The following is a 24244-nucleotide window of genomic DNA, read 5'->3' on the forward strand; positions in this document are numbered from 1 at the left end:
CACGTGGCATCACTTATCGAAAAACTTCTCCGCACCGGTGATAAAAAAACCCTCCGGCAACTGCGGAACTATGCCGACTCCATCAATGCCCTGGAAGATTCGTTCAAGACGTTCACGGACGCCGAACTCCGGGAGGAAACCGACCGGTTGAGGGAACGGCACCAGGACGGTGAGAAACTGGATGACCTGCTTCCGGAAGCGTTCGCCGCCGTCCGGGAAGCTTCCTCGCGGACCTTGGGGATGCGCCACTTCGATGTCCAGATGATGGGCGGCGCCGCCCTGCACCTGGGCAACATCGCGGAAATGAAGACCGGTGAAGGCAAGACCCTGGTGGCGACCGCTCCCGCCTACCTGAACGCTCTCACCGGCAAGGGCGTCCATGTGATCACCGTGAACGACTACCTCGCCGAGTACCAGTCGGACCTCATGGGACGTGTCTACCGTTTCCTTGGCCTGAGCAGCGGGTGCATCCTCTCGAACCAGGATCCCGCAGTCCGTCGCCAGCAGTACGCCGCTGACATTACCTACGGCACCAACAACGAATTCGGGTTCGACTACCTCCGCGACAACATGGCCTGGGACAAGAACGAGCTTGTCCAGCGCGGACACCACTTCGCCATTGTCGACGAAGTGGACTCCATCCTCATTGACGAAGCCCGCACGCCGCTCATCATCTCCGGGCCGGCGCAGGGGGACACCAACCGCTGGTACAGCGAATTCGCAAAGGTGGTCCTCCGGCTTCAGCCTGACAAGGACTACGAAGTCGACGAAAAGAAGCGTACCGTCGGCGTCCTGGAGAGCGGGATCGAGAAGGTGGAGGACTACCTCGGTATTCAAAACCTTTACGAGTCCGCCAACACACCGCTCATCGGGTTCCTTAACAACGCCATCAAGGCCAAGGAACTTTTCAAGCGGGACAAGGACTACGTCATCCTGGACGGGGAAGTCCTGATCGTCGACGAGCACACCGGCCGCATCCTCGCCGGCCGCCGCTACAACGAGGGCATGCACCAGGCGATCGAGGCCAAAGAAGGCGTCGAGATCAAGGCCGAGAACCAGACCCTGGCCACTGTGACGCTGCAGAACTACTTCCGTATGTACCAGAAGCTTTCAGGCATGACCGGTACTGCCGAAACCGAGGCAGCGGAATTCATGAGCACCTACAAGCTGGGCGTGGTGGCCATTCCCACCAACCGCGACATGCAGCGCATCGACCAGCCGGACCTGGTCTTCAAGAACGAAACGGTTAAGTTCGACGCCGTGGTGCGGGACATCGCCGAACGCCACGAAAAGGGCCAGCCGGTCCTGGTGGGCACCACCAGCGTCGAGAAGAGCGAATACCTGTCCCGCCTTCTTGCCAAGGAAGGCATCCGGCACGAGGTCCTCAACGCGAAAAACCACGCACGTGAAGCTGCCATCGTCGCCCAGGCCGGACGTAAGGGCGCCGTCACGGTGGCAACCAACATGGCCGGCCGCGGTACGGACATCATGCTCGGCGGCAACGCTGAATTTACCGCCGTGGCCGAGCTTGCCAAGCGCGGGCTAGATCCTGAGGAGAACTCCGAGGAGTACGAGTCCGCCTGGCCGGCAGCACTCGAAGCTGCCAAGCAGTCGGTCAAGGACGAGCACGAGGAAGTCCTGAACCTTGGCGGACTCTACGTTCTGGGAACCGAGCGCCACGAATCACGCCGCATCGACAACCAGCTTCGCGGACGCTCCGGCCGCCAGGGCGACCCTGGCGAGTCGCGCTTCTACCTGTCGCTGACCGATGACCTCATGCGGCTCTTCAATTCCGGCGCCGCGGAACGGCTCATGAACAGTTCCGTGCCCGACGACGTCGCCCTGGAATCGAAGCTCGTATCCCGGGCTATCGCCTCAGCGCAGGGCCAGGTGGAGGGCCGCAACGCCGAACAGCGCAAAAACGTCCTGAAGTACGACGACGTCCTCAACCGCCAGCGTGAGGCAATCTACAGTGACCGGCGGCGGATCCTTGAAGGCGACGACCTGCACGAGAAAGTCCAGTTCTTCGTCGAAGACACTGTCACCGCGCTCATCGACGCGGCAACGGCAGAAGGCAACGGCGACGACTGGGACTTCAACCAGCTCTGGACTAACCTCAAGACCCTGTATCCCGTGAGCGTCACGCCGGAGGAGATCATCGAGGAGGCCGGCGGCAAATCCAGGCTCACGGTGGAGTTCCTGAAGGAGGAACTGCTCTCCGACGCGCGGCTGGTGTACCAGGCGCGGGAGGAGGCCCTGGGCTCGGAAAGCATGCGCGAACTTGAGCGCCGCGTGGTCCTCTCCGTCATTGGCCGTAAGTGGCAGGAACACTTGTATGAGATGGACTACCTCAAAGAAGGCATCGGGCTGCGCGCCATGGCCCAGCGTGATCCGCTGGTGGAATACCAGCGTGAGGGCTTCATCCTGTTCCAGGGCATGATGGAAGCCATCCGGGAAGAAAGCGTCGGATTCCTGTTCAACCTCGAGGTTGAAGTCACGCCCGCCCAGGACGTGGTGGTCGCGGACGACGCCGGCGGACACACCGAGCATGTGCAGCCGCAGGTTCACGCTGCCGGGCTCGAAGCGCCGGAGAAGCCGGCCCAGCTGCAGTACACTGCCCCCAGCGAAACCGGTGGAACGCAGACCCGGGTGGAGACACGCTCCTCGGGCAGGTCGGGAAATCCGGCCAAGGCGGCAGCGCAGGACGCGGCCAAACGTCCGGCAAAGAAGAAGCGCCGCTGACGGTGGAGTGAGCCGCCAGTGGCGGCTTGGATCAGGATCGTGAGGGCAGGGCCGGGAACAGTGTTCCCGGCCCTGCCCTCTGTTTCGTGTCAGCCGATGACAAGTTCGGTCACCCGCCACACCTGTTTGCTCCGCTCCAGCCGGACGGCTACCGCACGTGCGCGCACGTCGTCCACCACCACCGCGCTGCCTTCGTAGACGCCATCGCGGACTTCGCAGACGCGGACGGAGCGGACCGTGGAGTTGCGGTGAAGCCGGGCGAGCGCCGGATTGCCGGTCCGGGTAATTTCCCGCCTAATCAATGCCGCCCGGTGCTGCAGTGCGGCAAGGCAGCGGGGGTCAAGTCGTCGTGCGAGCTGATGGATCGGCCTGATGCCGGCGAGGACTTCCATTGCCGCCTGTACTGTGCCGCGGGTGATCGCGCGGACTTCCGCCAGGGGGTCGACCGGGCGCAAAGGTGCCGGACCTCCGTCGCGGAAAGGCACCGCTGGCGCAGTTGCAGACTGCGCGTGGGATGGCTGGTCCGGCTCTGCTGCTCCGGAAGCAGTCCTGTCCCGAACGGCATGTAGTGGTGTTGCTGCAGTCATTGGTCTTCCCCTTACTGTGTTGGCATCTGGTCCGGGCTGGGCTAGTGGCGTTAAGCCGGCGGCGGCTGAAGAATTTGCCCCGGAAGCAGGACATCGGGATCCTGTCCGATGACTCCCCGGTTGGCCTCGTACCAGCGGGGCCATTGACGTGCGATGGCCACGTCCGAAACGCCGGGTCCCAAATGACGGGCCGCTATGTCCCACAGGGTGTCTCCGGCGTGGACGGTGACAGCCTCGTCCCGGTGGCCTGCATCCCCTTCAGCGGCACGGTGGGCCGGAGCCGCGAGCATTCCCGGGTCTGTGACAGGTATGGCAGGCTGCCAGCCGGGGTGGAAGGTTGACGGGGGAGTTGCTGCCGGCGCTCCAGCCGGTTCCGGTAGAGGGGCCTGTTCCGGTGCGGTGGACGGCTCCGGTTCAGCGGCCTTTTCCGGTGCGGTGGCGTTTTCCGGTGCGGTGGTCAGCGGCACACCGCTGGTCCGCGGGGTATGGCCCTGAGTAGGGGCTGCGCCGGGTGTGCCCGCTTCCCCTCCTGGGGGTCCTTCGGTGGCAGCGACGGCAGGAGCCGAGGAGGATTGTCTTTGCGTCGGAGCCCATTCAGGCCCCGGGCCGGTGACTGCGGCATGGGCTGCCGGTCCAGCCAGAAGGTGGACGGACAGTGTGCCCAGTACCAGCCTCTGCATGAACGCGGGCGAAAGCCTGCGGGTGGCTGCTGCGGCGCGGGGACGGCCCTTCCGCTCAAGAATGGCCGTGACGGCAGCGGCTGCCAGTGACAGGATCCACCACGCCACAATGCCTGCGCCGGCAGCAGCTGCGGCTACTCCGAGGAGTTCCTCGACTCCCGCTTCCTGTTTCCGGGCGGAAGCGTCCCCCAGCTGCCTAAGGAGGCCTGACCCGATGAAGCAAAGAGTAAGGCCCAGGAGCAGCACACCCAGCGCTGTCAGGAGGTCAGCGGGCCGTCCGGCAGCCTCTGCCTCGGCACTATCCGCCTCGTTTGATGTAGTTTGATGCAGTTTGGTTTGCATAAACCCAGTTTGCGGTCGATGATCGAGATTTGTCCATACGCTGGAGAGATGTTTCTTCGGGTTGACCGCTCTCCTGCGCCGCCCTAGTCTGGCGCAATGCGCTGGGATTCCCTTTTCAACGACATGGAAAGCCAATTTGCTGAGTCGGAGCGGTTGGCGCTTGATGCCGAAATCAATGAGCGCACCCGGGCTGAGATGGTCACTGCAGAGCTCGCGGACAGGCTGCGGGGCGCGCTTCGCTGCCGGCTCGCCGCTCATCTCGACTGCGGGGAAGTTTTCCGGGGCACACTGAGCCATGCAGGCGCGGATGCCCTTGTGCTGGACGAGGAGCAGCACCAGGTTCTTATTCCGTACGCATCGGTCACGTGGTACGAAGGGCTGGGCCGGATGGCGGTGGCAGAGCCGTCACAGGTGCGCAGGGGTATTGGACTTGCCCACGCTTTGCGCGGTCTCGCGAGGGACCGCGCCGAACTGTCCCTAACACTAAGGGGGCAGGGTTCCGGGCCTGTCAGACTCACGGGAGTGATTGACAGGGTGGGGAAGGACCACCTGGACCTGGCCGTCTACACTCCAGGGGAGTCCCGCCGCAGTAGCCAGGTCAACCAGGTATCTGTCATCCCCTTCGCGTCCCTGGCAGCCATCAGGTCCAGGCGGTCCGGCGAACTTTAGTGGCCTTATCCGCTGGGCTGGTGAAGAAACAACGCGGGCTTCAGACGGACTTGGACTTCGACTCCTGGATCATCCGGCTTGCCTCGGCGTAGCGCTCCTCGATGTATTGTTCGAGCATCTTCTCTTCCACGCGCCACTGACCCCTTCCGCCAACCTGGATGGCTTTCAGTTCACCACTGCGGACCAGTGCGTACGCCGCCGGAGAATTGATCTGGAGCTGCTCGGCGACATCTGCGAGCGTAAGGAACCTGGGCATGCTTCCATTTTGCCATCGAATGGACGCAGGTGCTGCCGTTATCCACAGTTTGGCGTGGTTTGCAGTGATGACTTTTGTTCCTGCTTCCCGCCGGTAACAATGAGGGTGACACGGCGAGCAGGGCCGGCTTACAGGGGGAGAAGACGAGATGGTGCCTGAAGTATCTGCCACAGCGGCAAGGCTGAAGCGGCCGTCCTGGAAGGATCCCCGGCTGCTGGCGGGTATCCTCCTGGTCCTGGTTTCCGTGGCTGGTGTGGTTTTCCTCGTCGGCAGCGCGGACCGGACAACGGAAGTTTTCGCAGCACGGGACGGTATCGCTGTCGGGGAGCGGCTGACCGAGGAAAATGTGGTGCGCGCGAAGGTGCGCCTGGGTGACACGGAGAGCCAGTACATCACGGCGGAGTCGGGGCTCCCTGAGGGCGTCGTGGCGGTTCAGCGGATCGGAAGGGACCAGCTGGTTCCCCGTGCCAGCCTTGGCGCGGTGGATGAACTCGACCGAAAGCCGGTAGCGCTCTCCATCGATGAAACCCTCCCGGCGCAGGCAGTAGCAGGAGCCAGGGTGGACGTCTGGGTTGCCCAGCCGGACGCCCGCAACGGTTTCAGCGAGCCGAAGCTCCTCCTGTCAGGTGCAGAGATCGCGGAGGTGACGGCCGGCTCAACGGCACTGGGGTCGTCGAAGAAAACCGTCCTGATGGTGCTGGTGGAGGACAGCCACATGCCTGCGCTGCTGGGGGCCCAAGCCAACGGGGCGAAGATCGCGGTGGTCTGGAACCCGGGCGGCGGCGCCAAATGAGTATTCCGGTGGTCACCGTTGGCCAGAGCCGGGAAGATCTGGTCGGAGGGCTGGAACGGCTGCACGGGCCGGTCACCGTGGTCAGGAGGTGTACGGAACTTCCCGAACTTCTTGCCGCATGCCAAAGCGGGCTAGCGCGGGCGGCGGTCGTAGCGGAAGGGTCCGAAGGGCTGACGTCCTCGCTGGTGGACCGGCTCTCAGCTGTTGGAGTGGCCATTGTTGCCTTGACGGACAACGCCGATGAAGCGGCGAGGCTGCGGGCGATAGGGGTAGCTTCCGCGGTGACCGGCGTGGAGTCCGCTGTTCTGTCGGACCGGATTGCCGAGGCCGTGTCCCAACTGTCGGGATCGGGACCACGCACTGCCCCCAGGAGCAGTCCGGCCGATCCGGGCGAAGCGCTGAAGCCGGTCCCGGATGAGCCGTCTCCCGGCCCGGATGAACCCGGGCCGGGGAGGATCATTGCTGTCTGGGGTCCTGCTGGGGCGCCCGGCCGGACCACCCTGGCTGCAAACATGGCAGGCGAGCTGGCGGCGGATGGGAAAAGAGTGATTCTTGTCGACGCTGACAGCTATGGCGCCAGCATTGCAGCCGTGCTCGGGCTCCTCGATGAATCCGCTGGACTGGCGCAGGCCTGCCGCCTCGCGGACCAGGGCCTGCTGGATCGGCAGGCCCTGGAGAAGATTGCAGCCCCGGTGGCCACCAAGTCCGGTACTTTCAGGGTGCTCACGGGCATCACCCGCGCGGACCGCTGGACGGAACTTCGCGCCTCAGCCCTCGCGCTCGTCCTTGACCGCGCACGGGACATAGCTGAAATGGTGGTGGTGGATGCCGGGTTTTGCCTTGAAGCGGATGAGGAGATCAGCTTCGACACGATGGCGCCGCGCCGGAACGCGGCAACGCTGCGGTCCCTGGAGCTGGCCGACACGGTTTACGCGGTCGGCGCAGCAGATCCGGTCGGGGTTCCACGGCTGGTGCGCGGTCTCGCCGAACTGGAAGAGGCTGTTCCCGGTGTTTCGCCCATTGTCGTCCTGAACAGGGTGCGTGCTTCCGCCGTGGGCAGGGGGCCGGAACGCCAGTTGAGGGACGCGTGGGAACGGTATGGCCCGGCGTCCGCACTGAAAGGGTTCCTGCCCCACGACGCTGCCGCTGCGGACGCGGCCCTCCTCGGAGGCTCACTCCTGCTCGAAGCTGCCCCCGATTCCCCGCTCCGCCACGCCATCCGGGAACTCGTTTGTGCACCCGCCCAACAAAAAAGAAAATCCTCTGTCTTTTCTTCCACAGCAAGGCGCCGGGTGAAGGACTAGGCTCGCCATAAGAGCTGCAATGGTGCAGCAAATATTTCGTGATGGAGGCGTTTGTCGATGTCGTCTGGATCCAGCGTGGAGGATCAGCCCCTTTCCATTGAAGGCGATGAGAGTTTCATTGGGGACTACTACCAGCACCTAGCCGAAGAGGACGCCCGGGCCTACCCGCGGGACGTGCTGGTGGCACGGGCGGACCATCACCGGGACGTTGCCTCGGTCCGGCAAAGGGGCGAGGCAAAAATCGCCATCATGGACGAGGAAGACAGCAGCGTCGTCTTCGTTGTCACCGATGACATGCCGTTCCTGGTCGATTCCGTGAACGCCGAACTTGTCCGGCAGCATGCCGCCATCAAGCTGGTAATCCACCCACTGTTCGTGGCGACGCGCAACCGGGAAAGCGGCGAGCTTACAAAGGTCAACAGGGTCCCCGCGCACCTCGGGATATCCAGCGGTGACACGGCTGCCATGCCCAGCCTTTCGCACCTGATTGCCCAGGGCGAAAATGCCTCCCATATGGAGTCCTGGATCGCCGTCGAGATTAACCGTGTTTCCAAGGAGGCAAAGGCAGCCCTCCTTGAGGGCCTGGAACGTGTCCTCAAGGATGTCCGCGCCGCTGTCGAGGACTGGCCGAAGATGCGTCAGAGGGCCATCCAGATTGCTGAAAGCCTGGATCAGATCGCAAACCCTGCACAGATCGCGGAGCTGCGGCAGGCGAAGGACCTTCTGCGTTGGCTTGACGACGGGAACTTCACGTTCCTTGGCTACCGGGAGTATGACCTGGTGAACGTCGACGGCGAAGACGTGCTGGAACTGCGTGACAACAGCGGCCTGGGGCTGCTTCGGGATTCTGAGGATTCGCCGCACATCCAGCACCTGACGGATACAGGCCGGAAGAAAGCGCGGGAAAAGCGCGCCCTGGTCATCACCAAGGCAAATTCCAGGTCAACCGTCCACCGTTCGGCGTACCTGGACTACATCGGGGTCAAGAGCTTCGACGCCGAGGGCAACGTCAATGGGGAGCGCCGCTTCATTGGACTCTTTGCCACCAGCGCCTACACCGGCTCCGTCCGGGACATTCCCATCGTGCGGGAAAAGGTGGATGCAGTGCTCAAGAGCGCCGGCTTCCCGCCGGACTCCCACTCGGGGAAGGACCTGCTGGGGATCCTGGAAACCTACCCCCGGGATGAGCTGTTCCAGATCGAGATCCAGGACCTGGCCGCAACGGCCCTCGGGATCCAGAAGCTGCAGGAGCGCCGCCGCACCAGGCTCTTCCTCCGGCCGGACATCTACGGAAGGTTCATGTCCGCCGTCGTGTACCTCCCCAGGGACAGGTACACCACCAACGTCAGGCTCCGCATCGAGCAGGAACTCCGCGAAACGTTCCAGGCTGTTTCCATCGACTACGAGGCCCGCATGACGGAGTCGGCGCTGGCGCGGCTGTTCTTCCGCATCCGGCTGCCCAAGAATGCGGACTTCAGTGGCGTGAACACCGTGGAACTTGAGAAGCGGCTTGTCCGAGCCGCCCGTTCGTGGAGCGAAGGCATCGCAGAGGTGCTGCGCGAGAGTCGCGACGTTCCCGAGGCGAAGGAGCTTGCCGCCATCTGGTCCGAGGCATTCCCGGCCAGCTACCGCGTGGACTACGAAGTGGAGGACGCCCTCGAAGACATTGCGCGCTTCGAGAAGTACGGCGCCGCCGCGGAACGGTCCGAGGGTACTGTGCAGGAGAAGCCCGGCGTCCACGTCTACCTTCCGGAAGGGGCGGGTGCAACGCTGGAGGAAGACGCACGCGTCAAGCTCTACATGCTTGAACCCAAGAGCCTCAGCCAGATCCTCCCGTACTTCCATAACCTTGGCCTGGAAGTCCTGGACGAGCGGCCGTTCGAGATTGAGACCGCGGACAGCCGCGACTTCTTCCTGTATGACCTCGGCCTGAAGTACCCGGCCAAGGTGGATCCGCTCTCAACCGGGCAACTGCTGGCCGATTCCTTCGGCGCGGCAGTCACCGGTGCATCCGAATCGGACAGCTTCGACCGGCTGGTCCTGAGGGAAGGCCTGCAATGGAGGCAGGTCACCGTGCTGCGGGCCTATGCGCGGTACATGCGCCAGATGGGCAACACCAACTCGTTTGGGTTCATGGCAGACACCCTCCTGGCCAACCCGAGGGTTACGAAGGGGCTCAACGCCCTCTTCGCTGCGCGCTTCGACCCGTCCCTGAGCGACGACGAGCGGGCCGAGGCGCAGGCCTCTGTCCGCAGGGATCTGGATGTTTCCATCGAGAAGGTGGCAACGCTCGACGCCGACAGGGTCCTGCGAACGTTCGTGAACCTGATCGAGGCTACGCTGCGGACGAATTACTACCAGGACAGGACGCACCTGAGCTTCAAACTCGATCCATCACAGATCGAGGGCCTGCCGTTCCCGCGCCCGATGTTCGAGATCTGGGTCTACTCGCCGCGCGTCGAGGGTGTCCACCTCCGCTTTGGCAAGGTGGCCCGCGGCGGGCTGCGCTGGTCCGACCGCCGCGAGGATTTCCGCACCGAGATCCTCGGGCTGGTGAAGGCCCAGACGGTAAAGAATGCGGTCATCGTGCCCACTGGGGCCAAAGGCGGGTTCTTCGCCAAGCAACTGCCGGACCCCACTGCAGACCGTGCCGCGTGGATGGCGGAAGGAATCGAAAGCTACAAAACCTTTATCAGGGGCCTGCTGGACATCACTGACAACCTGGTCACCGAGGGTGACAGCGAAAAGCTTGTGCCGCCGTCGGACGTTGTGAGGCATGATGACGCCGATTCCTACCTCGTGGTGGCTGCGGACAAGGGCACCGCGACCTTCTCGGACATCGCCAACGGACTGGCTGCGGAGTACGGGTTCTGGCTGGGGGACGCGTTCGCGTCCGGCGGCTCCGTGGGGTACGACCACAAGGCTATGGGCATCACCGCCCGCGGCGCCTGGGAGTCGGTGAAGCGCCACTTCAGTGAGCTCGACCTGGATACCCAGACCCAGCCGTTCACCGTGGTGGGCGTGGGTGACATGTCCGGCGACGTGTTCGGCAACGGCATGCTCCTCTCACGGCACATCCGCCTCCTCGCCGCGTTCGACCACCGGCACATCTTCCTCGATCCCAACCCCGACGAGGAAGCCTCTTTCGTGGAGCGGCAGCGGTTGTTTGAGCTGCCCCGGTCCTCTTGGGATGACTACAACAAGTCGCTGATCAGTGAGGGCGGCGGCGTCTTTGCCCGTCAGGCCAAGTCCATTCCGGTATCAGCCCAGGTCCGTGCCGCGCTTGGCCTGCCGGCCGAAACAACCGAACTCAGCCCGCCGGAACTCCTCCGCGCGATCCTCCTGGCCCCCGCGGACCTGCTTTACAACGGCGGCATCGGTACGTACGTGAAGGCGAGCACCGAAACGAACGCGATGGTGGGGGATAAGGCCAACGACGCGATCCGCGTCGACGGCCGGGACCTGCGCGTCAAGGTGGTGGGCGAAGGCGGAAACCTCGGCATGACGCAGCGTGGGCGCATTGAAGCTGCTCTGCAGGGCGTCATCCTGAACACTGACGCCATCGACAATTCCGCCGGCGTTGACTGCTCCGACCATGAAGTGAACATCAAGATTTTCGTGGACCGCATGGTGGCGGCGGGGAAGCTGTCGCCCGAGGAACGTGCAGGCTTCCTGGCGTCGATGACTGACGAAGTGGGCCGGCTGGTTCTCGAAGACAACATCGACCAGAACATCCTGCTGCTGAATGACCGGACCAGGGTGGCCGAGTGGAGCCCCAGCTACGAACGGCTGATGGACTGGCTGGAGAAGAAAGCCGACCTGAAGAGGGACCTTGAGGCGCTTCCCACTACGGCGACCCTGCAGGAGAGGCTGCAGCAGGGGCAGGGACTGACGTCACCTGAACTCTCGGTGCTGGCAGCATACGCAAAGATCGAGCTGGCAACAGCGCTGCGGGAAAGCGACCTCGCCGACGACCCCTGGTTCAGGCAGACGCTGCGCGCCTACTTCCCCGCGCAGCTGCGCGAACGCTTCGATGCCGAGCTGGACACCCACCCGCTCCGCCGCGAAATCATCGCCACGGTGGTTGCCAACGACATCATCAACCTCGGCGGCATTACGTTCGCCTTCCGGGTGATGGAGGAAACGTCCGCCAGCGAAGTGGCCGTGGCCAAGGCGTTTGTTGCTCTAAGGGAGGTCTACGATCTGGACACCATGGTGGGCGAACTGAACAGCCTCCCGGCGTCCTTCCCCACGGAGCATTGGAGCACCGTCCACCTGGACATCAGGCGGCTGCTGGACCGGGCTGTCCGCTGGCTCCTGGGACAGGGAACACTGTCGCGGCCCATCGCAGACGTGGTATCCGAGTTCAAACCGGTAATGGAACCCATGCGCGGGCGCCTGCTGGACTACCTGCGCGGCGATGACCGGGAACGCGTGGCCAGCTGGCTGGAAAACGCACGCGAGTGGGAGCTGCCGGAAGCTCTGGCCCTGCGCTGGGCAGAGCTTTTCGAAAGCTTCGTGCTGCTGGACATCGCCAAGATCGCCCACGTGCGCAAGGACCCGGTGGAAGAGATCGCGGCCGTTTACTACACGGTCTTCAACCGGTTCCATGCAGATTCATTGCTGGAACGGATCAGCAGCCTTCCCCGGCAGGACAGGTGGCAGGCGCTGGCCAGGGCTGCCTTGCGGGATGATCTGTACTCCACCATCTCGGACATGACGACGGCGGTGCTGGATGCCACTGCCGCCGCCGACTCGCCGGAGTCGCGCCTGAAGGACTGGGAAGCCCGGAATGCCGAGCAGCTCACCAGGGCGAAGAGCATGTTCGATGAGGTGAATTCGCTCGAGGCCGACGATATGGCTTCACTGTCGGTAGCATTGAGGCTCTTGAGGTCAATCGTCCGACGCTAGCAAGTCCGGCGTCGAAAATGGAGGTGCAGTGGCAATCTTTACGGACCCTATCAGGGAACACGCTGATTTTGGGCCGGGCGATGCCGAATGGCTGCACCTCCTGGTGGGGGACTGGCAGATGGTCGCGGACCTTGCTTTCGCCGACCTGGCCCTGTGGTTCCCCCACCCTGAGCTTGGCTATGTCGCGCTCGCCCACGTGCGACCCTCCACCACGCACACCGTGTTCCACGGGGACTTCGTGGGGGAGGGCATCCGCTCGGACCTGCAGCCTCTTGTAGATAAGGCGTGGAACAGCCGTTCCATCGAGCGCTCAAGCGAAACCAACTGGAGCAGCGATATGGCCCTCCGCGTGGAGGCCGTTCCCATGGTCCGCAACGGCCGCACGCTGGCGGTGGTCACCACCCACATGGACCTCTCCAGCTCGCGGATGCCTTCGCGTCTTGAACTGACCTACCGGCAGTGCGCATACGACCTCCTCCGGATGGGCACCCTGGGCCTGTGGCCGGACTTCGCCTCGCCCACAGGTTCCCGGCGCGGTGCACCCCGGGTTGGGGACGGGCTCATCCGGCTGGATGCGGAGGGAATCGTGCAGTACGCGAGCCCCAACGGAGTCTCTGCGTTCAGGCGGCTCGGAGACGGGGAGTCCTTGGAGGGCCGCTCACTGGCCGAGGTGACCGCCAGCCTGCTGAAGGACCGCCGCATGGTGGACGAGACGTTGCCCCTGGTTGTTACCGGGCGGATGCCTTGGCGCAGTGAAATCGAATCCCGTGGCGTGAGCCTTTCCCTGCGCGCCATTCCGCTGCGGGATGAGCAGCAGCGGTTCGGTGCACTGGTCCTGTGCCGTGATGTGTCGGAGCTTCGCCGGCGTGAAATGGAGCTCGTGACCAAGGACGCCACCATCCGCGAGATCCACCACAGGGTCAAGAACAACCTGCAGACTGTGGCGGCGCTGCTGCGCATGCAGTCCCGCCGCATGGTCAGCGACGAAGCAAAGCAGGGGCTCGAGCAGGCCATGCGCCGGGTGGCCACCATCGCGCTCGTCCACGAGACACTGTCCCAAGGTCTCACCCAGAGCGTTGACTTCGACGAGCTGATCGGGCGCCAGTTCCGGCTGTCAGCTGAAGTCGCCTCGCCCTCGCAGCAGGTGAGGACGGAACGATCCGGCACCTTCGGCGAGTTGCCGAGCGATCTTGCCACCCCGCTGGCACTGGTCATCAATGAACTCGTGACCAATGCGGTGGAGCACGGTCTTGAAGGCAGGGCCGGGACCGTTTGGCTGATTGCTGACCGGTCTGAAGGGGATGACGGTGAGGAGCTCACCGTCACCATTGCCGACGACGGCGTGGGCCTTCCGGATACGCCCCACGTTGAGGGACTTGGCCTTCAGATCGTACGGACCCTGGTGACAAGCGAGCTTGGCGGGACTATCCAGTGGCGGCCCCGGGAAGGTGGCGGCACCGCAGTGGAGATCCGGATCAGCCTGGCAGGCAAGTAAGCCGGGCGCAGGAGCTGTTGGCCGCCTGGACAGCACGCTGCTGCGCCAGACAACAACAGCCCCGGCGACAACCATTGGGGTTGCGGCCGGGGCTGTTGTTTGTGGCTTGAGGTGTGCCTAGGAGGCGCGGCGGGCGCGGGCAGCGCGGCGCTTCAGCGCCCGGCGCTCGTCTTCGCTCATGCCGCCCCAGACGCCTGCGTCCTGGCCCGACTCCAAAGCCCACTGCAGGCACGTATCCACAACGGGGCAGCGCCGGCAGACACTTTTTGCTTCTTCGATCTGCAGAAGGGCTGGCCCCGTGTTCCCGACGGGGAAGAAGAGTTCAGGGTCCTTTTCGAGGCACGCTGCGCGGTTACGCCAATCCATGCTGATCAGTTGCTCCATTTCTGGGAAGAGCCCTTGTGAAATTATTCACTAGTGGCTACAAAGGAAAAGGGCCCGGCAGGGCCCCCTTGGTCATCTGAATCAAGCCTGTCATGTTAACGACGTGTAAACAAGAGGTAATAACGCTTGATATCCGCGGAAAGCTGAGCGATACATCACACTTGCGCTGATGGCCCCGACCACTGTCCGACTATGTCCGGTAGGGTGCCAGTGTGTCAAGACCCCCGAGAAACCCAACGAACCCCCCGTCCTCTTCCGAGGAACCCGGCCAGGGGCCGCAACTATCTGATGGGGCTGCCCAGGGTCCCCGGCCGCCGGCTGTGATTGCCGTGACCCTGGTGGTTGCCGCGGAAGCGACGGCCCTCCTGCTCGCTGCCTGCTGGTATGGGTACCAGTTGGCCGTCGGGAGCCCAGTCCTGTCCTTCTGGGGAGCGGTTTTCACCCTGGGGTTACTGCTGGTATTTTCGGCGTGGCTGTACGCGGTCGCCGTCTATCTTTACCGGGGCTACCGTTGGACCCGGGCCGCTGCCCTCGTAGCGCAGCTGTTTGTTTTGACCATCGGGTTCCCTGCTCTCAGCAGTGGCCTCGTGCTCGCCGGCCTCGCGATGCTGCTTCCTGCGGCAACCGCGATTGTGCTCCTTTTCCACAACAGAGTGATCAGCTACGCCTCCCGCGCCGGAGGATCCACACCGGCGCTGTGACCGGAATCCCCGTCGCGTCGCGGCACGCCCGCCCAGGCCACTTGAACCGCCGAGGACTTCCCACGGGCAATCAGCACACCCCTGCCTGCGGGCGGATTAGGTTCGATCTCAAAGCGGACTCCGAAGAGGTCTCCCTCCGACGTTGACCGCGGGGACAGCAGGAGTCCAGTCCCGGTGGCCCGCGCGTCCATGGCCAGCGGGACGCGCTGGATCAGCAAAGGACTGTAGTTCGCTGTGAAGACAACTGCATGGCCCAACGCGTGCGTGTCAGAGATGTCCCTCAGGGGCCCTGCAGCCAGAAGGTCGATGTCGTCCACCAACAGCACTGCTTTTCCAGGCAGTGTTCCCTCCCTCGCCTTCTCCAGGGTTCCCTTCCATAACTCGCCGGGGTCACTCACCCTGCCTGGGTGAATCCATCGGTCCGCACCGGCGTTCAGCGTTTGCAGGGCCCGCAGGAAGTTCGTTTTACCGGACCCGGGTCCTCCCAGGACGGCAAAGATGCCCCCCGGCGGGACGTGCACAAAGACGGGGTCCAGTTCGTCGCCGCCGACGCCGAATAGCACATTCCGCGGCATGGAAGGACAGGCATCCCGGCGCCTGGGAGCAACTTGAACCACAGCGGGTATCGATAGGCCTTCCGGCAAACCCGGCCTGGGCTGCCCGGCATCGTCTGTCCCGGTCCCCACTTCATGCGTGACGGCATTCCTGAATGACGACTGTCCCCGCTCGGCTTCGGGTCCGGAATCCTCCGATCGACGCGCTGCCGCCCTGACCTCCGCGGCTGTTACCAGGGCGGGCAGCGGCTCGACCCGGAAGGGCCGCTTCCCGGGCTGCTGCGTCCCGCTCCTGACTTCTCCGGGGCCGTGGGGCCAGGAAAAGTCAGGAGCGGGCTCGTAAAGCTGGCACACAGACGCGGTGCCGCAGGCGATGGAGCCAAACGCTACTCCTCTGCCCTTGACCGCGTCCGTGGACGGCATCCTTGGCCACGCTGTCCTGCTGTCCTCGTGTGAACCGGAGGGGAAATAGATGCGGTTGGGCAGGGACCCGCAGAACCTCGCGGTTACGAGTTCCCGCTCTCCGGAGATGATGACGGTAATACCCGCCCTGGCGCCGTCGCGGACAAGATCCTGCACCAGTTCCTCGGCCCAGGCCAGCGGGCCGGCCCGAAACGCGGAGACCCAGGAACCCCACCCGGAGATGGCGAGAAGCAGCGGAACGCCCCCATGGTCATTCCGGCCCAGCCGGGCAGCCATTTCCCGGCCCAGCCGTTCCAGGACGCGGACTCCGCGCCGCAGCTCATGCAGCCCTGTGTGGGCTCCGGTCCGCGGGTGCGTTGCCAGCCCGTTGAAGGCCGCGGCCGCGTCCAGGAAATAGCAGTGTGTTTCTTCCTCATGTTCTGCCACGCCGTGGACCGCCAGCTCGAGGGCTTCGGATGCTCCTGATACCGGACTTCCTATCAAAGCAAGATGCCCGTCTTTGGATGGGGTCCAGACCAGCGGTCTGATTGCCTGCTGGTGGGGCACATCGAGCAGGCCCAAAGCAATGGCCGGCCCTTGTGTCCCGCCAGGTTCCGGGAGCACCCCAGCGAGACCTGATGCGGGCCGGGCGGCTTTGAGCGGCAGCGGAGGGGATACCGGACGCCGGGGTGCAGGCCCTGACTGCGACGCCCAAAGATGCCGGACCATCGCAACGAGAGGGGCTGCTGCCTGTGCCGGAGTCCGGCCCGGGACGTCTGGTCCTGCGAGGTTGTTGTGGTCGCGGGCCGAGAGGAAACCGGTGGTGAGCTGAACCGTGACTTCATCCACGTCACTGTCGGGTGCGGGGAGCACGGCGGATGCAGATTGGAACTCCTGGGGCGGCTCCGTGCCTCGGGCAAGGAAAGCGCGGCCCGGCGTGCTGAGGCTTATTCCGGCAGCGGCCTTGGTATTGAGGATGTCGTGGGACTCCAGGTCGGACTGGACCCGGAGCGCGATGCTGGAAGTAACGTTTGCCCGGATATCGGCGGTCAGTGCTCCCTGGGGCCGCTGGGTGGCCATGACCAGGTGCAGGCCAAGCGAGCGGCCGATGGACGCGATGCGCATCAGTTCGCGGAGCGCTTCGGGGGCGTCGTCCACGAGCATGCGGAACTCGTCGATGACAATGACCAGGTGGGGAAGGGGACGATCCCCGGAGGCTGGTGTTTCCCGGTAGGCGGCAAGGTCCGGAACCTGTGCAGCGGCGAGGATTTGCTCACGAAGCCTGATTTCGGCCGTAAGTGAGGTGAGCGTCCGTTCGAGCTCATGGGCGGACAAATCGGTCAGGACGCCGACGCAATGGACCAGCCCGGCCAAGGGGCCGAGACCGGCGCCGCCCTTGAAATCGACAAAGAGGAAATTCACCCGGTCCGGCGGATGGGTGAGGGCCAGTGCCAGCACCAGCGTGCGGAGAAGCTCCGACTTTCCGGAGCCCGTTGTCCCTGCCACCAGCAGGTGCGGGCCATCGGTTTGAAGGTCCAGGACCAGGGGGCGCCGCTTCGCCTGCATCCCCAGGGGGACTGCCAGAGTTCCTGCGCGGGCAGGCGAGTTCCAGCGGGCAGCGGTGTGGGCGGGGGAAGGCGGCAGCAGTTCACCAAGGGTACAGGCGGAGGGAACTGCGTCTTCCGTGCGGTTGAGCAGGCCCGGGAAAGCCGCCAGTCGTCTGCAATAGCTGCTGAACACGTCATCGGGAGCCAGATCGGGGACGAACGTAACCTCCCTGCCCGGTTCCCTCAGGCGCGATTGCCGTTCGGTCAGCTCTACGTCGGAGATGCCGGGTGGGCTGTCAGCCGGAGAAAACTCAAGCACTTGCCAGTTCTGCCGAGCCGCCGTTTCGCGAAGCCCTGCCTCATCCTTTCCTGGGGCGTCAGTCAGCAGGAGGACACCGTGGTCAAAGTCTCGAGTGAAACCGCCGGTGATCGCGCGCAGGCACGCCTGCCGTGACAGGGTCAAAGTCACGGCCGGCAGGAACCGGGCAGGCAGGGGAAGGCTACCCGGGCGGCCGCAGATCACTATGCGTGTTTTGCGTCCCGCTGGATACCCGGCAAGTTGCATCACGAGTGATCGCAGCATTCCCTCCAGCATAGTTCGGGGTCCCCGCAGGGTGGTGTGGCTATGCGCCGGATTCAACATCACGGGCACTTCCCCCACAGACGGAATGGCGTGGTGGGCGGTCCCTGATTCAATTTTCACGTTGGCAGTTTGGGGCGCCTGTCCGAGCCGCAGCCACGCCCTGCCCTCAGCGCGTCCTGTCTGCGGCGGAGCCTCCTGGGCGTGGGCCGCAGCAAGCACCAGCAGCGCCAGTGACGGACCGGCGCGCTTCCGCCGCTTCTGGTCGTCCAGGACCGCGGCGCTGATCCTTTTGGTGAATTCGCGCCTCTGGTGGCGCCCGGAGGCCACCGGGATAAGCACGGATACGGCCGATACCGCCGCGAAAGCCAGGAACATCCACATGCCCGTAAAGACTGCGAGTCCGACGCCGATGGCCAGGGGGAGCACTGCGGTAAGCCAAAGAATCCCGCGGTTGGCGGACTCCTGATGGCCCGCAACCGTGAGGGGATCCCGGACTGAAGTTCCGGCGTCGGCAAGTGCCTTGTCCGGGGCATCCAGGAAGACCAGTGACATCGTCGAACTGCCGCAGCGGATGGAGGAAGCCGTGGAGATCAATGCATGGCGGACCCGTTCGCCGTCGATGTATGTGCCGTTGGCGCTGCCCAGATCAATGATCATGATGTCTTTTTCGGTTACCACCAGGCGGGCATGTTCCCTGGAAAGTTCGGGGTCAGGGATCACGATGCGCGTATTGCTTCTGCCGATGGTGTAGCTTCCGCGCTGCAGGGGGACTAGGGTGCCTGCTCCCGCGCCGCTGTGAACGGCCAGGGCGATGGGGGCAGCGCTATCGGAGGCGGGCCGTCGCCGGGATCTCCGGTCAGCGGGGTGGCTTCCGCCGTCTACCAGGACGGCGCCCGGGACAAGGGGCGCCGTTCCGAGGCTCAGGGAACACAGGTCCTCCCCGCCAACAAAGACGGCTCCCGCGCCGAACGTCTTCACAAGCTCAGCGTGGATCCTCTCACCGGACGTGCCGGGCGGGGCCGTGACAGTAAGTTCCAAGGGCGGTCCGGGCTGCGGCGACTGCGGGCCTCGGACCAGTGTGCAGTGAAGCGTCATGGGTGCTGATCCTTTGGTGCCTTTGCACTCACGCTAGCCAGAGGTGCTGAAGCTGCGTCACTCCGTGATGTCCCTATGTGGATAAGTTCCCTTGGCGCGCCGCGCAGAGAGGCTGTGGACCGTCTCGGTGCCCTGCCGGGCCCCAGGACTGCCCGGCGGGCCGAGGGTGACATGCAGCCCGATTCGACGGGCGCCACAGTCCCTCGGGTAGGCTAGAGCAGCAGACAATGCGCACCATTGCGCTGCCCGCATTCAAACCAGGAGATTTTGTGACCGCTGACCTCGTCATTGTAGGGTCCGGCTTTTTTGGCCTGACAATCGCAGAACAGGCCGCTACCGAGCTCGGCTTGAAGGTCGTCGTCATCGACCGCCGCCACCACATCGGCGGCAATGCATACAGCGAGAAGGAAGAGCAGACCGGCATAGAGGTGCACAGGTACGGTGCACACTTGTTCCACACGTCCAATGAGCGCGTGTGGGAGTACGTCAACCGGTTCACCACCTTCACGGACTACGTCCACAAGGTGTACGGCGTGCACAAGGGCGAGGTCTACTCCCTCCCTATTAACCTGGCCACCATTAACCAGTTCTTCCGCGCCAACCTCACCCCCGGCCAGGCGAGGGCACTCATTCAGGAACAAGCCGGCGAACTCGCCGGTACCGACCCGCAGAACCTGAATGACAAGGGTATCCAGCTGATCGGCCGCCCGCTCTATGAGGCTTTCATCAAGCACTACACCGGCAAGCAGTGGCAGACGGATCCCAAGGACCTGCCCGCAGGCATCATCTCCCGCCTGCCGGTGCGTTACAACTACGACAACCGGTACTTCAATGACAAGTACGAGGGCCTCCCCACGAACGGCTACACGGCCTGGATCGAAAAGATGGCAGAACACCCGAACATCGACGTGCGGCTGAATACCGACTTCTTTGACGAGTCGCACGAGTACAGCAAGAACAAGGTTGTTGGCAACATCCCCGTCGTCTACACCGGGCCGGTTGACCGCTACTTTGACTACGCCGAGGGCGACCTCTCGTGGCGCACCATCGACTTCGAAGAGGAAGTCCTCGATATCGAGGACTTCCAAGGCACGTCAGTGGTGAATTACAACGACGACGACGTTCCCTACACCCGGGTTATCGAGCCCCGCCACTTCCACCCGGAGCGCGACTACCAGACGGAAAAGACCGTCATCATGCGTGAGTTCTCGCGATTTGCAGAGAAGGGCGACGAGCCGTACTACCCAGTCAACACATCCGCAGACAGGGAGCGCCTACTCAAGTACCGCGACCTCGCTGCAGCAGAGAAGGACGTTCTGTTTGGCGGTCGGCTTGGCACCTACAAATACCTGGACATGCACATGGCCATCGGGTCGGCGCTGAGCATGTTCGATAACAAGATCCGGCCGCATTATGAAAGCGGCGCAAAGCTCGAAAGCGGAGGCGTGGACGCATGAGTGTCTCAACCGAAAGCCCAAAGAACACGACGGCTGCTGCGGACAGGGTTGCCTCTGAACGATGGGACACACTGCAGCGGGTGATTCTACCGAGTGCAAGTCAGATGGACACGGTTCCCCTCTACATGGATATGGGGACTGCTACCGGCATTCAACTGCCCACCGTGGGGGACCGGGACGGTAAGCCTGCAAGTGCCCGGACAATTAGCAGCCCGACAAAGGAAGCCCACGTAGAGGACTTCCTTTCCCGGCATTCGACGTCCGTCCGTGCAGGCGAGCGGGTATCGTTTGGCAGCTACTTCAATGCATTCCCTGCCAGCTACTGGCGGCGCTGGACGACCGTGGACAAGATTCGGCTCCAGGTCCGGACTCAAGGCACGGGTTCAGTCATCGTGTATAAGTCCAATGCCCGGGGCTCTCTGCAGCGCGTGGACACGCGCCGTGTCGAGGGCATTGCCGAGAACCACTTTGAGCTTTCCCTCGCGCCCTTCGGAGACGGCGGCTGGTACTGGTTCGACCTTCTCGCCGGCACGGAGCCGCTCATTATGCTCGACGCAGAGTGGCAGGGGCCCGCTGCGGAGAAAAAACCGGGATCTGTCACGCTTCAGATCACCACTCTTAACAAGACTGACTTTTGCCTCAACAATCTCCGCCTGCTTGCCGAGAGCGAGGAAGCGCTCGAGCATGTCCAAGAGATCCTTATCGTCGATCAAGGCACCCAGAAGCTTGCAGAGGCAGAAGGCTTCGACGACGTTAGAAAGTCGCTGAACGGTAAACTGCGCATCATCAACCAGACCAACCTCGGCGGGTCCGGCGGGTTCGCCCGGGGCATGTTTGAAGCGGTGGAAAACGGCAGCGACTACGTTTTGCTCATGGACGATGACGTCGTCGTGGAACCTGAAAGCATCATCCGCCTCCTGACGTTCGCCGATCGCTGCAAGACGCCCACGCTCGTGGGCGGCCACATGTTCGACCTGTACAACCGGACTGTGCTGCACACCTTCGGCGAGATTGTGAACCCGTATAGGTTCCAGCCGTCCCTGCCCAGCGAGGACATGATTCTGGGGCACGACTTCATGTCCTCAAATTTGCGTCAAACGTCCTGGCTGCACCGCCGCTGCGATGTTGATTACAACGGCTGGTGGATGTGCCTGATCCCAACCGAGGTGATCCGGGAGATCGGACTTTCTCTGCCGCTGTTCATCAAATGGGACGACTCTGAATACGGCCTGCGCGCCAAGGCCCACGGTTATCCGACGGTTTCGCTTCCTGGCTCCGCCGTATGGCATGTCTCCTGGATTGACAAGGACGACCTTGTTGGCTGGCAGGCGTATTTCCACGCCAGGAACCGGGTGGTGGCGGCTCTCCTGCACAGCCCCTACGAATTCGGCGGCCGTGTGATCAAGGAGTCCCAGTACGCCGACGTGAAGCATCTGGTGTCGATGCAGTACGCAACAGCAGAGGGACGCCAATGGGCGCTGGAAGACGTCTTGAAGGGCCCGTCCTCTCTTCCGGAGTTGCTTGACACGAAACTGCCTAAGATCCGCGAGATGATGTCAGGACACTCGGACTCTGTTTTCCGTCCCGACCCGGAGGACTTTCCCTCGCCGAAAATGGACAAACCGCCCCGCCGCGGTCATGGACCCTCGCAGCCATCGAAGATCACCTTGTTGCCATGGGCAGCAAAGACCGTTGTCCGGCAGTTGGCAAGTCCCGTCAAAGGCAGTACCGCCGAGCGGCCCCAGACCACGGTTGCCCACCAGGACAACCGCTGGTGGCGCATGGCACAGTACGACAGTGCCGTCGTCTCGAACGCCGAAGGAACCGGCGCGTCCTGGTACCGGCGCGATCCTAAGCAGCTTCGGAAGATGTTGGCTGAGAGCGCCCGGGTCCACGCGGCCCTCCTCAAGGAGTGGCCCGCGCTCAGCAAGAAGTACAAGGCTGCCCTGCACGATCTCACCTCCATTGAATCCTGGAGGAAGACGTTCGAGCAGCACACCCAGAACGAGATCAAGTGAGCGCGATTTCTCCAAGCGAACTAACCACGCCCGGCCTTGGGAGCGGCCTGCGCGATGTAAGACAGTCGAGCTTCCTCCTCAAGCTGTTGGTGCGTAAGGAACTCAAGGTTCGCTACCGCGGTTCGGTTCTCGGACTGTTGTGGTCGTACGTCAAACCTGGCGTGCAGTTCGTCGTTTTCTACGTGGCACTGGGCGTTTTTCTTGGGCTGGAGCGCAGCCCAAGAAACCCCGACGGCCTTGCAAACTACGCCGTCTATCTTTTCTCCGGCATAGTTTTGATCAACTTCTTCTCAGAAGCCCTAGGAAATGCCGCAAGGTCAATCGTTAATAACGGGAACCTGATCAAGAAGATCTACCTGCCGCGGGAGCTCTTTCCTGTGGCTTCGGTCTGGGTATCAGCAGTCCACTTTTTCCCGCAGTTGGTAGTGCTCGTAGCTGGGTGCATCATCGCCGGTTGGCAACCTAACTTCTTTCAGTTGCTGGCCGCTGTGGCCGGATTCCTCATTGTGGGGCTGCTTGCCACAGGTTTGGGGCTGCTCTTCGGAGCCGCCAACGTCTACTTTCGCGATTCGGAAAACCTTGTGGACATGTTGTTGATGGTGGCTACTTGGGCTTCGCCCGTTATGTACGCATGGACCATGGTGCAAGAGAAGTTGGGCCCAGGGTGGTTTGCCGTTTACCAGGCCAATCCGATCACCATCGGGGTCGAACTGTTCCACTACGCCTTCTGGTTCCCCACCACGGATGGCTCGGCTGCGATGCCCCCTGATCTCTTCAGTGTGTGGCTGCCTGTGGGCCTCGCGGTCTCCTTGGCAGTAGTCACGCTGGGCCAATTCACCTTTCGGCGCCTCGAGGGCCGTTTCGCGCAGGAGCTGTAAGTGGTCAACGCAATAGAAGTTTCCAATATCAGCAAGCAATTCGTGCTGCGGCACACCCGCTCGATCAAGGAAGCAGTGGTGTGGCTGGTGAAAGGCCGCAAGGGCGACCTTTCGGAGAAGTTCCATGCCCTGAAGAACGTGACGGTCGAGATCAAGACCGGAGAAACTGTGGCACTCCTGGGGTTGAATGGATCCGGGAAGTCTACATTGCTGAAACACATCTCGGGTGTCATGCTGCCGGATACGGGATCGGTCAAGACAAGGGGGAGGGTAGCCGGCCTCATCGAAGTCGGGGCTGGTTTCCACCCGGACCTTTCCGGCCGGGACAACGTCTTCCTGAATGGGGCCATTCTGGGAATGACTGAACAGCAGGTCAAGGACCGGTTTGATGACATTGTCGAGTTCTCTGAAATTGGTCAGTTCATCGATACTGAGGTCAAGTTCTATTCCTCGGGTATGTACCTTCGGCTGGCATTCTCAGTCGCTGTCCACACCGATCCGGAAGTATTTCTGATTGACGAAATCCTTGCCGTAGGCGACGAGCCGTTCCAGCGGAAATGTATCGATAAGATTCAGGAACTGGCCCGCGACGGGAAGACCCTCGTCGTGGTAAGCCACGACCTCGATCTTGTCTCCCGGATTTGTGAGCGTGGAATTCTCTTGGAGCACGGCAACGTCAAGTTTGATGGTTCCATTCATGAAGCAGTTGCTCTTCTGCGGTCTTGAGATCAGTAACGTTGTGAAATGAGGTCGCCCGATAATGGGCGGCCTCTTTTTTGATCGTCCCGTCGTGGAGCCGGCTTATTGAGGAGCATGGGGGCACAAGATCTCTGGTGTTTGATGGTT

At 63.1% G+C, this 24244-nt stretch carries 16 protein-coding genes; 11 read left to right on the forward strand and 5 right to left on the reverse strand.

Annotated features, from left to right (window positions below):
- Positions 1-3 precede the first annotated feature (3 nt).
- On the forward strand, positions 4-2742 hold the full coding sequence (gene secA / locus HTS88_RS17110) for a preprotein translocase subunit SecA (RefSeq protein WP_174180444.1): 2739 nt from the start codon (positions 4-6) through the stop codon (positions 2740-2742).
- A gap of 89 nt (positions 2743-2831) precedes the next feature.
- On the opposite strand, the gene HTS88_RS17115 is transcribed toward secA, so the two are convergent.
- Complete coding sequence (locus tag HTS88_RS17115) at positions 2832-3329, reverse strand: Rv3235 family protein (protein ID WP_174180446.1); 498 nt, start codon at positions 3327-3329, stop codon at positions 2832-2834.
- Positions 3330-3379: 50 nt separating this feature from the next.
- Positions 3380-4351 (reverse strand): LysM peptidoglycan-binding domain-containing protein, encoded by a 972-nt coding sequence (locus HTS88_RS17120; protein WP_174180449.1) that lies wholly within the window; start codon positions 4349-4351, stop codon positions 3380-3382.
- 96 nt (positions 4352-4447) lie between these two features.
- On the opposite strand from HTS88_RS17120, the gene HTS88_RS17125 reads away from it, so the two are divergent.
- Positions 4448-5020, forward strand: a complete 573-nt coding sequence (locus HTS88_RS17125) for a hypothetical protein (protein ID WP_174180451.1) — start codon at positions 4448-4450, stop codon at positions 5018-5020.
- A 40-nt stretch (positions 5021-5060) separates the two neighbouring features.
- On the opposite strand, the gene HTS88_RS17130 is transcribed toward HTS88_RS17125, so the two are convergent.
- On the reverse strand, positions 5061-5276 hold the full coding sequence (locus HTS88_RS17130; RefSeq protein WP_045729765.1) for a helix-turn-helix domain-containing protein: 216 nt from the start codon (positions 5274-5276) through the stop codon (positions 5061-5063).
- A gap of 148 nt (positions 5277-5424) precedes the next feature.
- Between HTS88_RS17130 and HTS88_RS17135 the strand changes: the two genes are divergently transcribed.
- The 4 genes from HTS88_RS17135 to HTS88_RS17150 are packed head-to-tail and all read left to right on the forward strand — an operon-like array spanning position 5425 to position 13779.
- Positions 5425-6069, forward strand: a complete 645-nt coding sequence (locus HTS88_RS17135; protein WP_174180459.1) for a hypothetical protein — start codon at positions 5425-5427, stop codon at positions 6067-6069.
- Positions 6066-7373, forward strand: a complete 1308-nt coding sequence (locus HTS88_RS17140; RefSeq protein WP_174180461.1) for a CpaE/TadZ family protein — start codon at positions 6066-6068, stop codon at positions 7371-7373. Before HTS88_RS17135 ends, HTS88_RS17140 begins: the two co-directional genes overlap by 4 nt.
- 57 nt (positions 7374-7430) lie before the next feature.
- Positions 7431-12284, forward strand: coding sequence for an NAD-glutamate dehydrogenase (locus HTS88_RS17145; RefSeq protein ID WP_174180463.1), 4854 nt, complete (start codon positions 7431-7433; stop codon positions 12282-12284).
- 28 nt (positions 12285-12312) lie between these two features.
- A complete protein-coding gene (locus HTS88_RS17150) occupies positions 12313-13779 on the forward strand; it encodes a sensor histidine kinase (protein ID WP_104184989.1) in 1467 nt (488 codons plus the stop codon).
- A 117-nt stretch (positions 13780-13896) separates the two neighbouring features.
- Here the strand turns inward: HTS88_RS17150 and HTS88_RS17155 are convergent, their stop codons facing one another.
- Positions 13897-14145 carry a WhiB family transcriptional regulator gene (locus HTS88_RS17155; RefSeq protein ID WP_015937605.1) on the reverse strand — a complete coding sequence of 83 codons (249 nt, stop codon included), beginning with the start codon at positions 14143-14145 and terminating at the stop codon, positions 13897-13899.
- 230 nt (positions 14146-14375) lie between these two features.
- Between HTS88_RS17155 and HTS88_RS17160 the strand changes: the two genes are divergently transcribed.
- Positions 14376-14864, forward strand: a complete 489-nt coding sequence (locus HTS88_RS17160) for a hypothetical protein (RefSeq protein WP_400511300.1) — start codon at positions 14376-14378, stop codon at positions 14862-14864.
- On the opposite strand, the gene HTS88_RS17165 is transcribed toward HTS88_RS17160, so the two are convergent.
- Entirely contained in the window at positions 14825-19045 is a 4221-nt protein-coding gene (locus HTS88_RS17165; RefSeq protein WP_174180468.1) for a helicase HerA-like domain-containing protein, read from the reverse strand. The two genes, HTS88_RS17160 and HTS88_RS17165, sit on opposite strands and share 40 nt — an antisense overlap.
- Positions 19046-19314: 269 nt before the next feature.
- On the opposite strand from HTS88_RS17165, the gene glf reads away from it, so the two are divergent.
- Genes glf through HTS88_RS17185 form a run of 4 tightly spaced genes read left to right on the forward strand, consistent with a single transcriptional unit; the run spans position 19315 to position 24124 of the window.
- Positions 19315-20502, forward strand: a complete 1188-nt coding sequence (glf, locus tag HTS88_RS17170) for a UDP-galactopyranose mutase (protein WP_174180470.1) — start codon at positions 19315-19317, stop codon at positions 20500-20502.
- Positions 20499-22520 carry a glycosyltransferase gene (locus HTS88_RS17175; protein ID WP_174180472.1) on the forward strand — a complete coding sequence of 674 codons (2022 nt, stop codon included), beginning with the start codon at positions 20499-20501 and terminating at the stop codon, positions 22518-22520. The genes glf and HTS88_RS17175 overlap by 4 nt, the downstream gene beginning before the upstream one ends.
- Entirely contained in the window at positions 22517-23398 is an 882-nt protein-coding gene (locus HTS88_RS17180; RefSeq protein ID WP_174180474.1) for an ABC transporter permease, read from the forward strand. The genes HTS88_RS17175 and HTS88_RS17180 overlap by 4 nt, the downstream gene beginning before the upstream one ends.
- Positions 23399-24124, forward strand: coding sequence for an ATP-binding cassette domain-containing protein (locus tag HTS88_RS17185; protein ID WP_174180476.1), 726 nt, complete (start codon positions 23399-23401; stop codon positions 24122-24124).
- Positions 24125-24244: the final 120 nt, after the last annotated feature.

Source organism: Pseudarthrobacter oxydans, from assembly GCF_013314975.1.
Classification (GTDB): domain Bacteria; phylum Actinomycetota; class Actinomycetes; order Actinomycetales; family Micrococcaceae; genus Arthrobacter; species Arthrobacter oxydans.

Bases quoted from the DNA above. Each gene is read 5' to 3' on its own strand.
- HTS88_RS17130 (WP_045729765.1), bottom strand. From the start codon at position 5,276: ATGCCCAGGTTCCTTACGCTCGCAGATGTCGCCGAGCAGCTCCAGATC.
- HTS88_RS17145 (WP_174180463.1), top strand. From the start codon at position 7,431: ATGTCGTCTGGATCCAGCGTGGAGGATCAGCCCCTTTCCATTGAAGGC.
- HTS88_RS17155 (WP_015937605.1), bottom strand. From the start codon at position 14,145: ATGGATTGGCGTAACCGCGCAGCGTGCCTCGAAAAGGACCCTGAACTC.
- HTS88_RS17125 (WP_174180451.1), top strand. From the start codon at position 4,448: ATGCGCTGGGATTCCCTTTTCAACGACATGGAAAGCCAATTTGCTGAG.
- HTS88_RS17140 (WP_174180461.1), top strand. From the start codon at position 6,066: ATGAGTATTCCGGTGGTCACCGTTGGCCAGAGCCGGGAAGATCTGGTC.
- HTS88_RS17165 (WP_174180468.1), bottom strand. From the start codon at position 19,045: ATGACGCTTCACTGCACACTGGTCCGAGGCCCGCAGTCGCCGCAGCCC.
- HTS88_RS17175 (WP_174180472.1), top strand. From the start codon at position 20,499: ATGAGTGTCTCAACCGAAAGCCCAAAGAACACGACGGCTGCTGCGGAC.
- HTS88_RS17115 (WP_174180446.1), bottom strand. From the start codon at position 3,329: ATGACTGCAGCAACACCACTACATGCCGTTCGGGACAGGACTGCTTCC.
- HTS88_RS17135 (WP_174180459.1), top strand. From the start codon at position 5,425: ATGGTGCCTGAAGTATCTGCCACAGCGGCAAGGCTGAAGCGGCCGTCC.
- HTS88_RS17120 (WP_174180449.1), bottom strand. From the start codon at position 4,351: ATGCAAACCAAACTGCATCAAACTACATCAAACGAGGCGGATAGTGCC.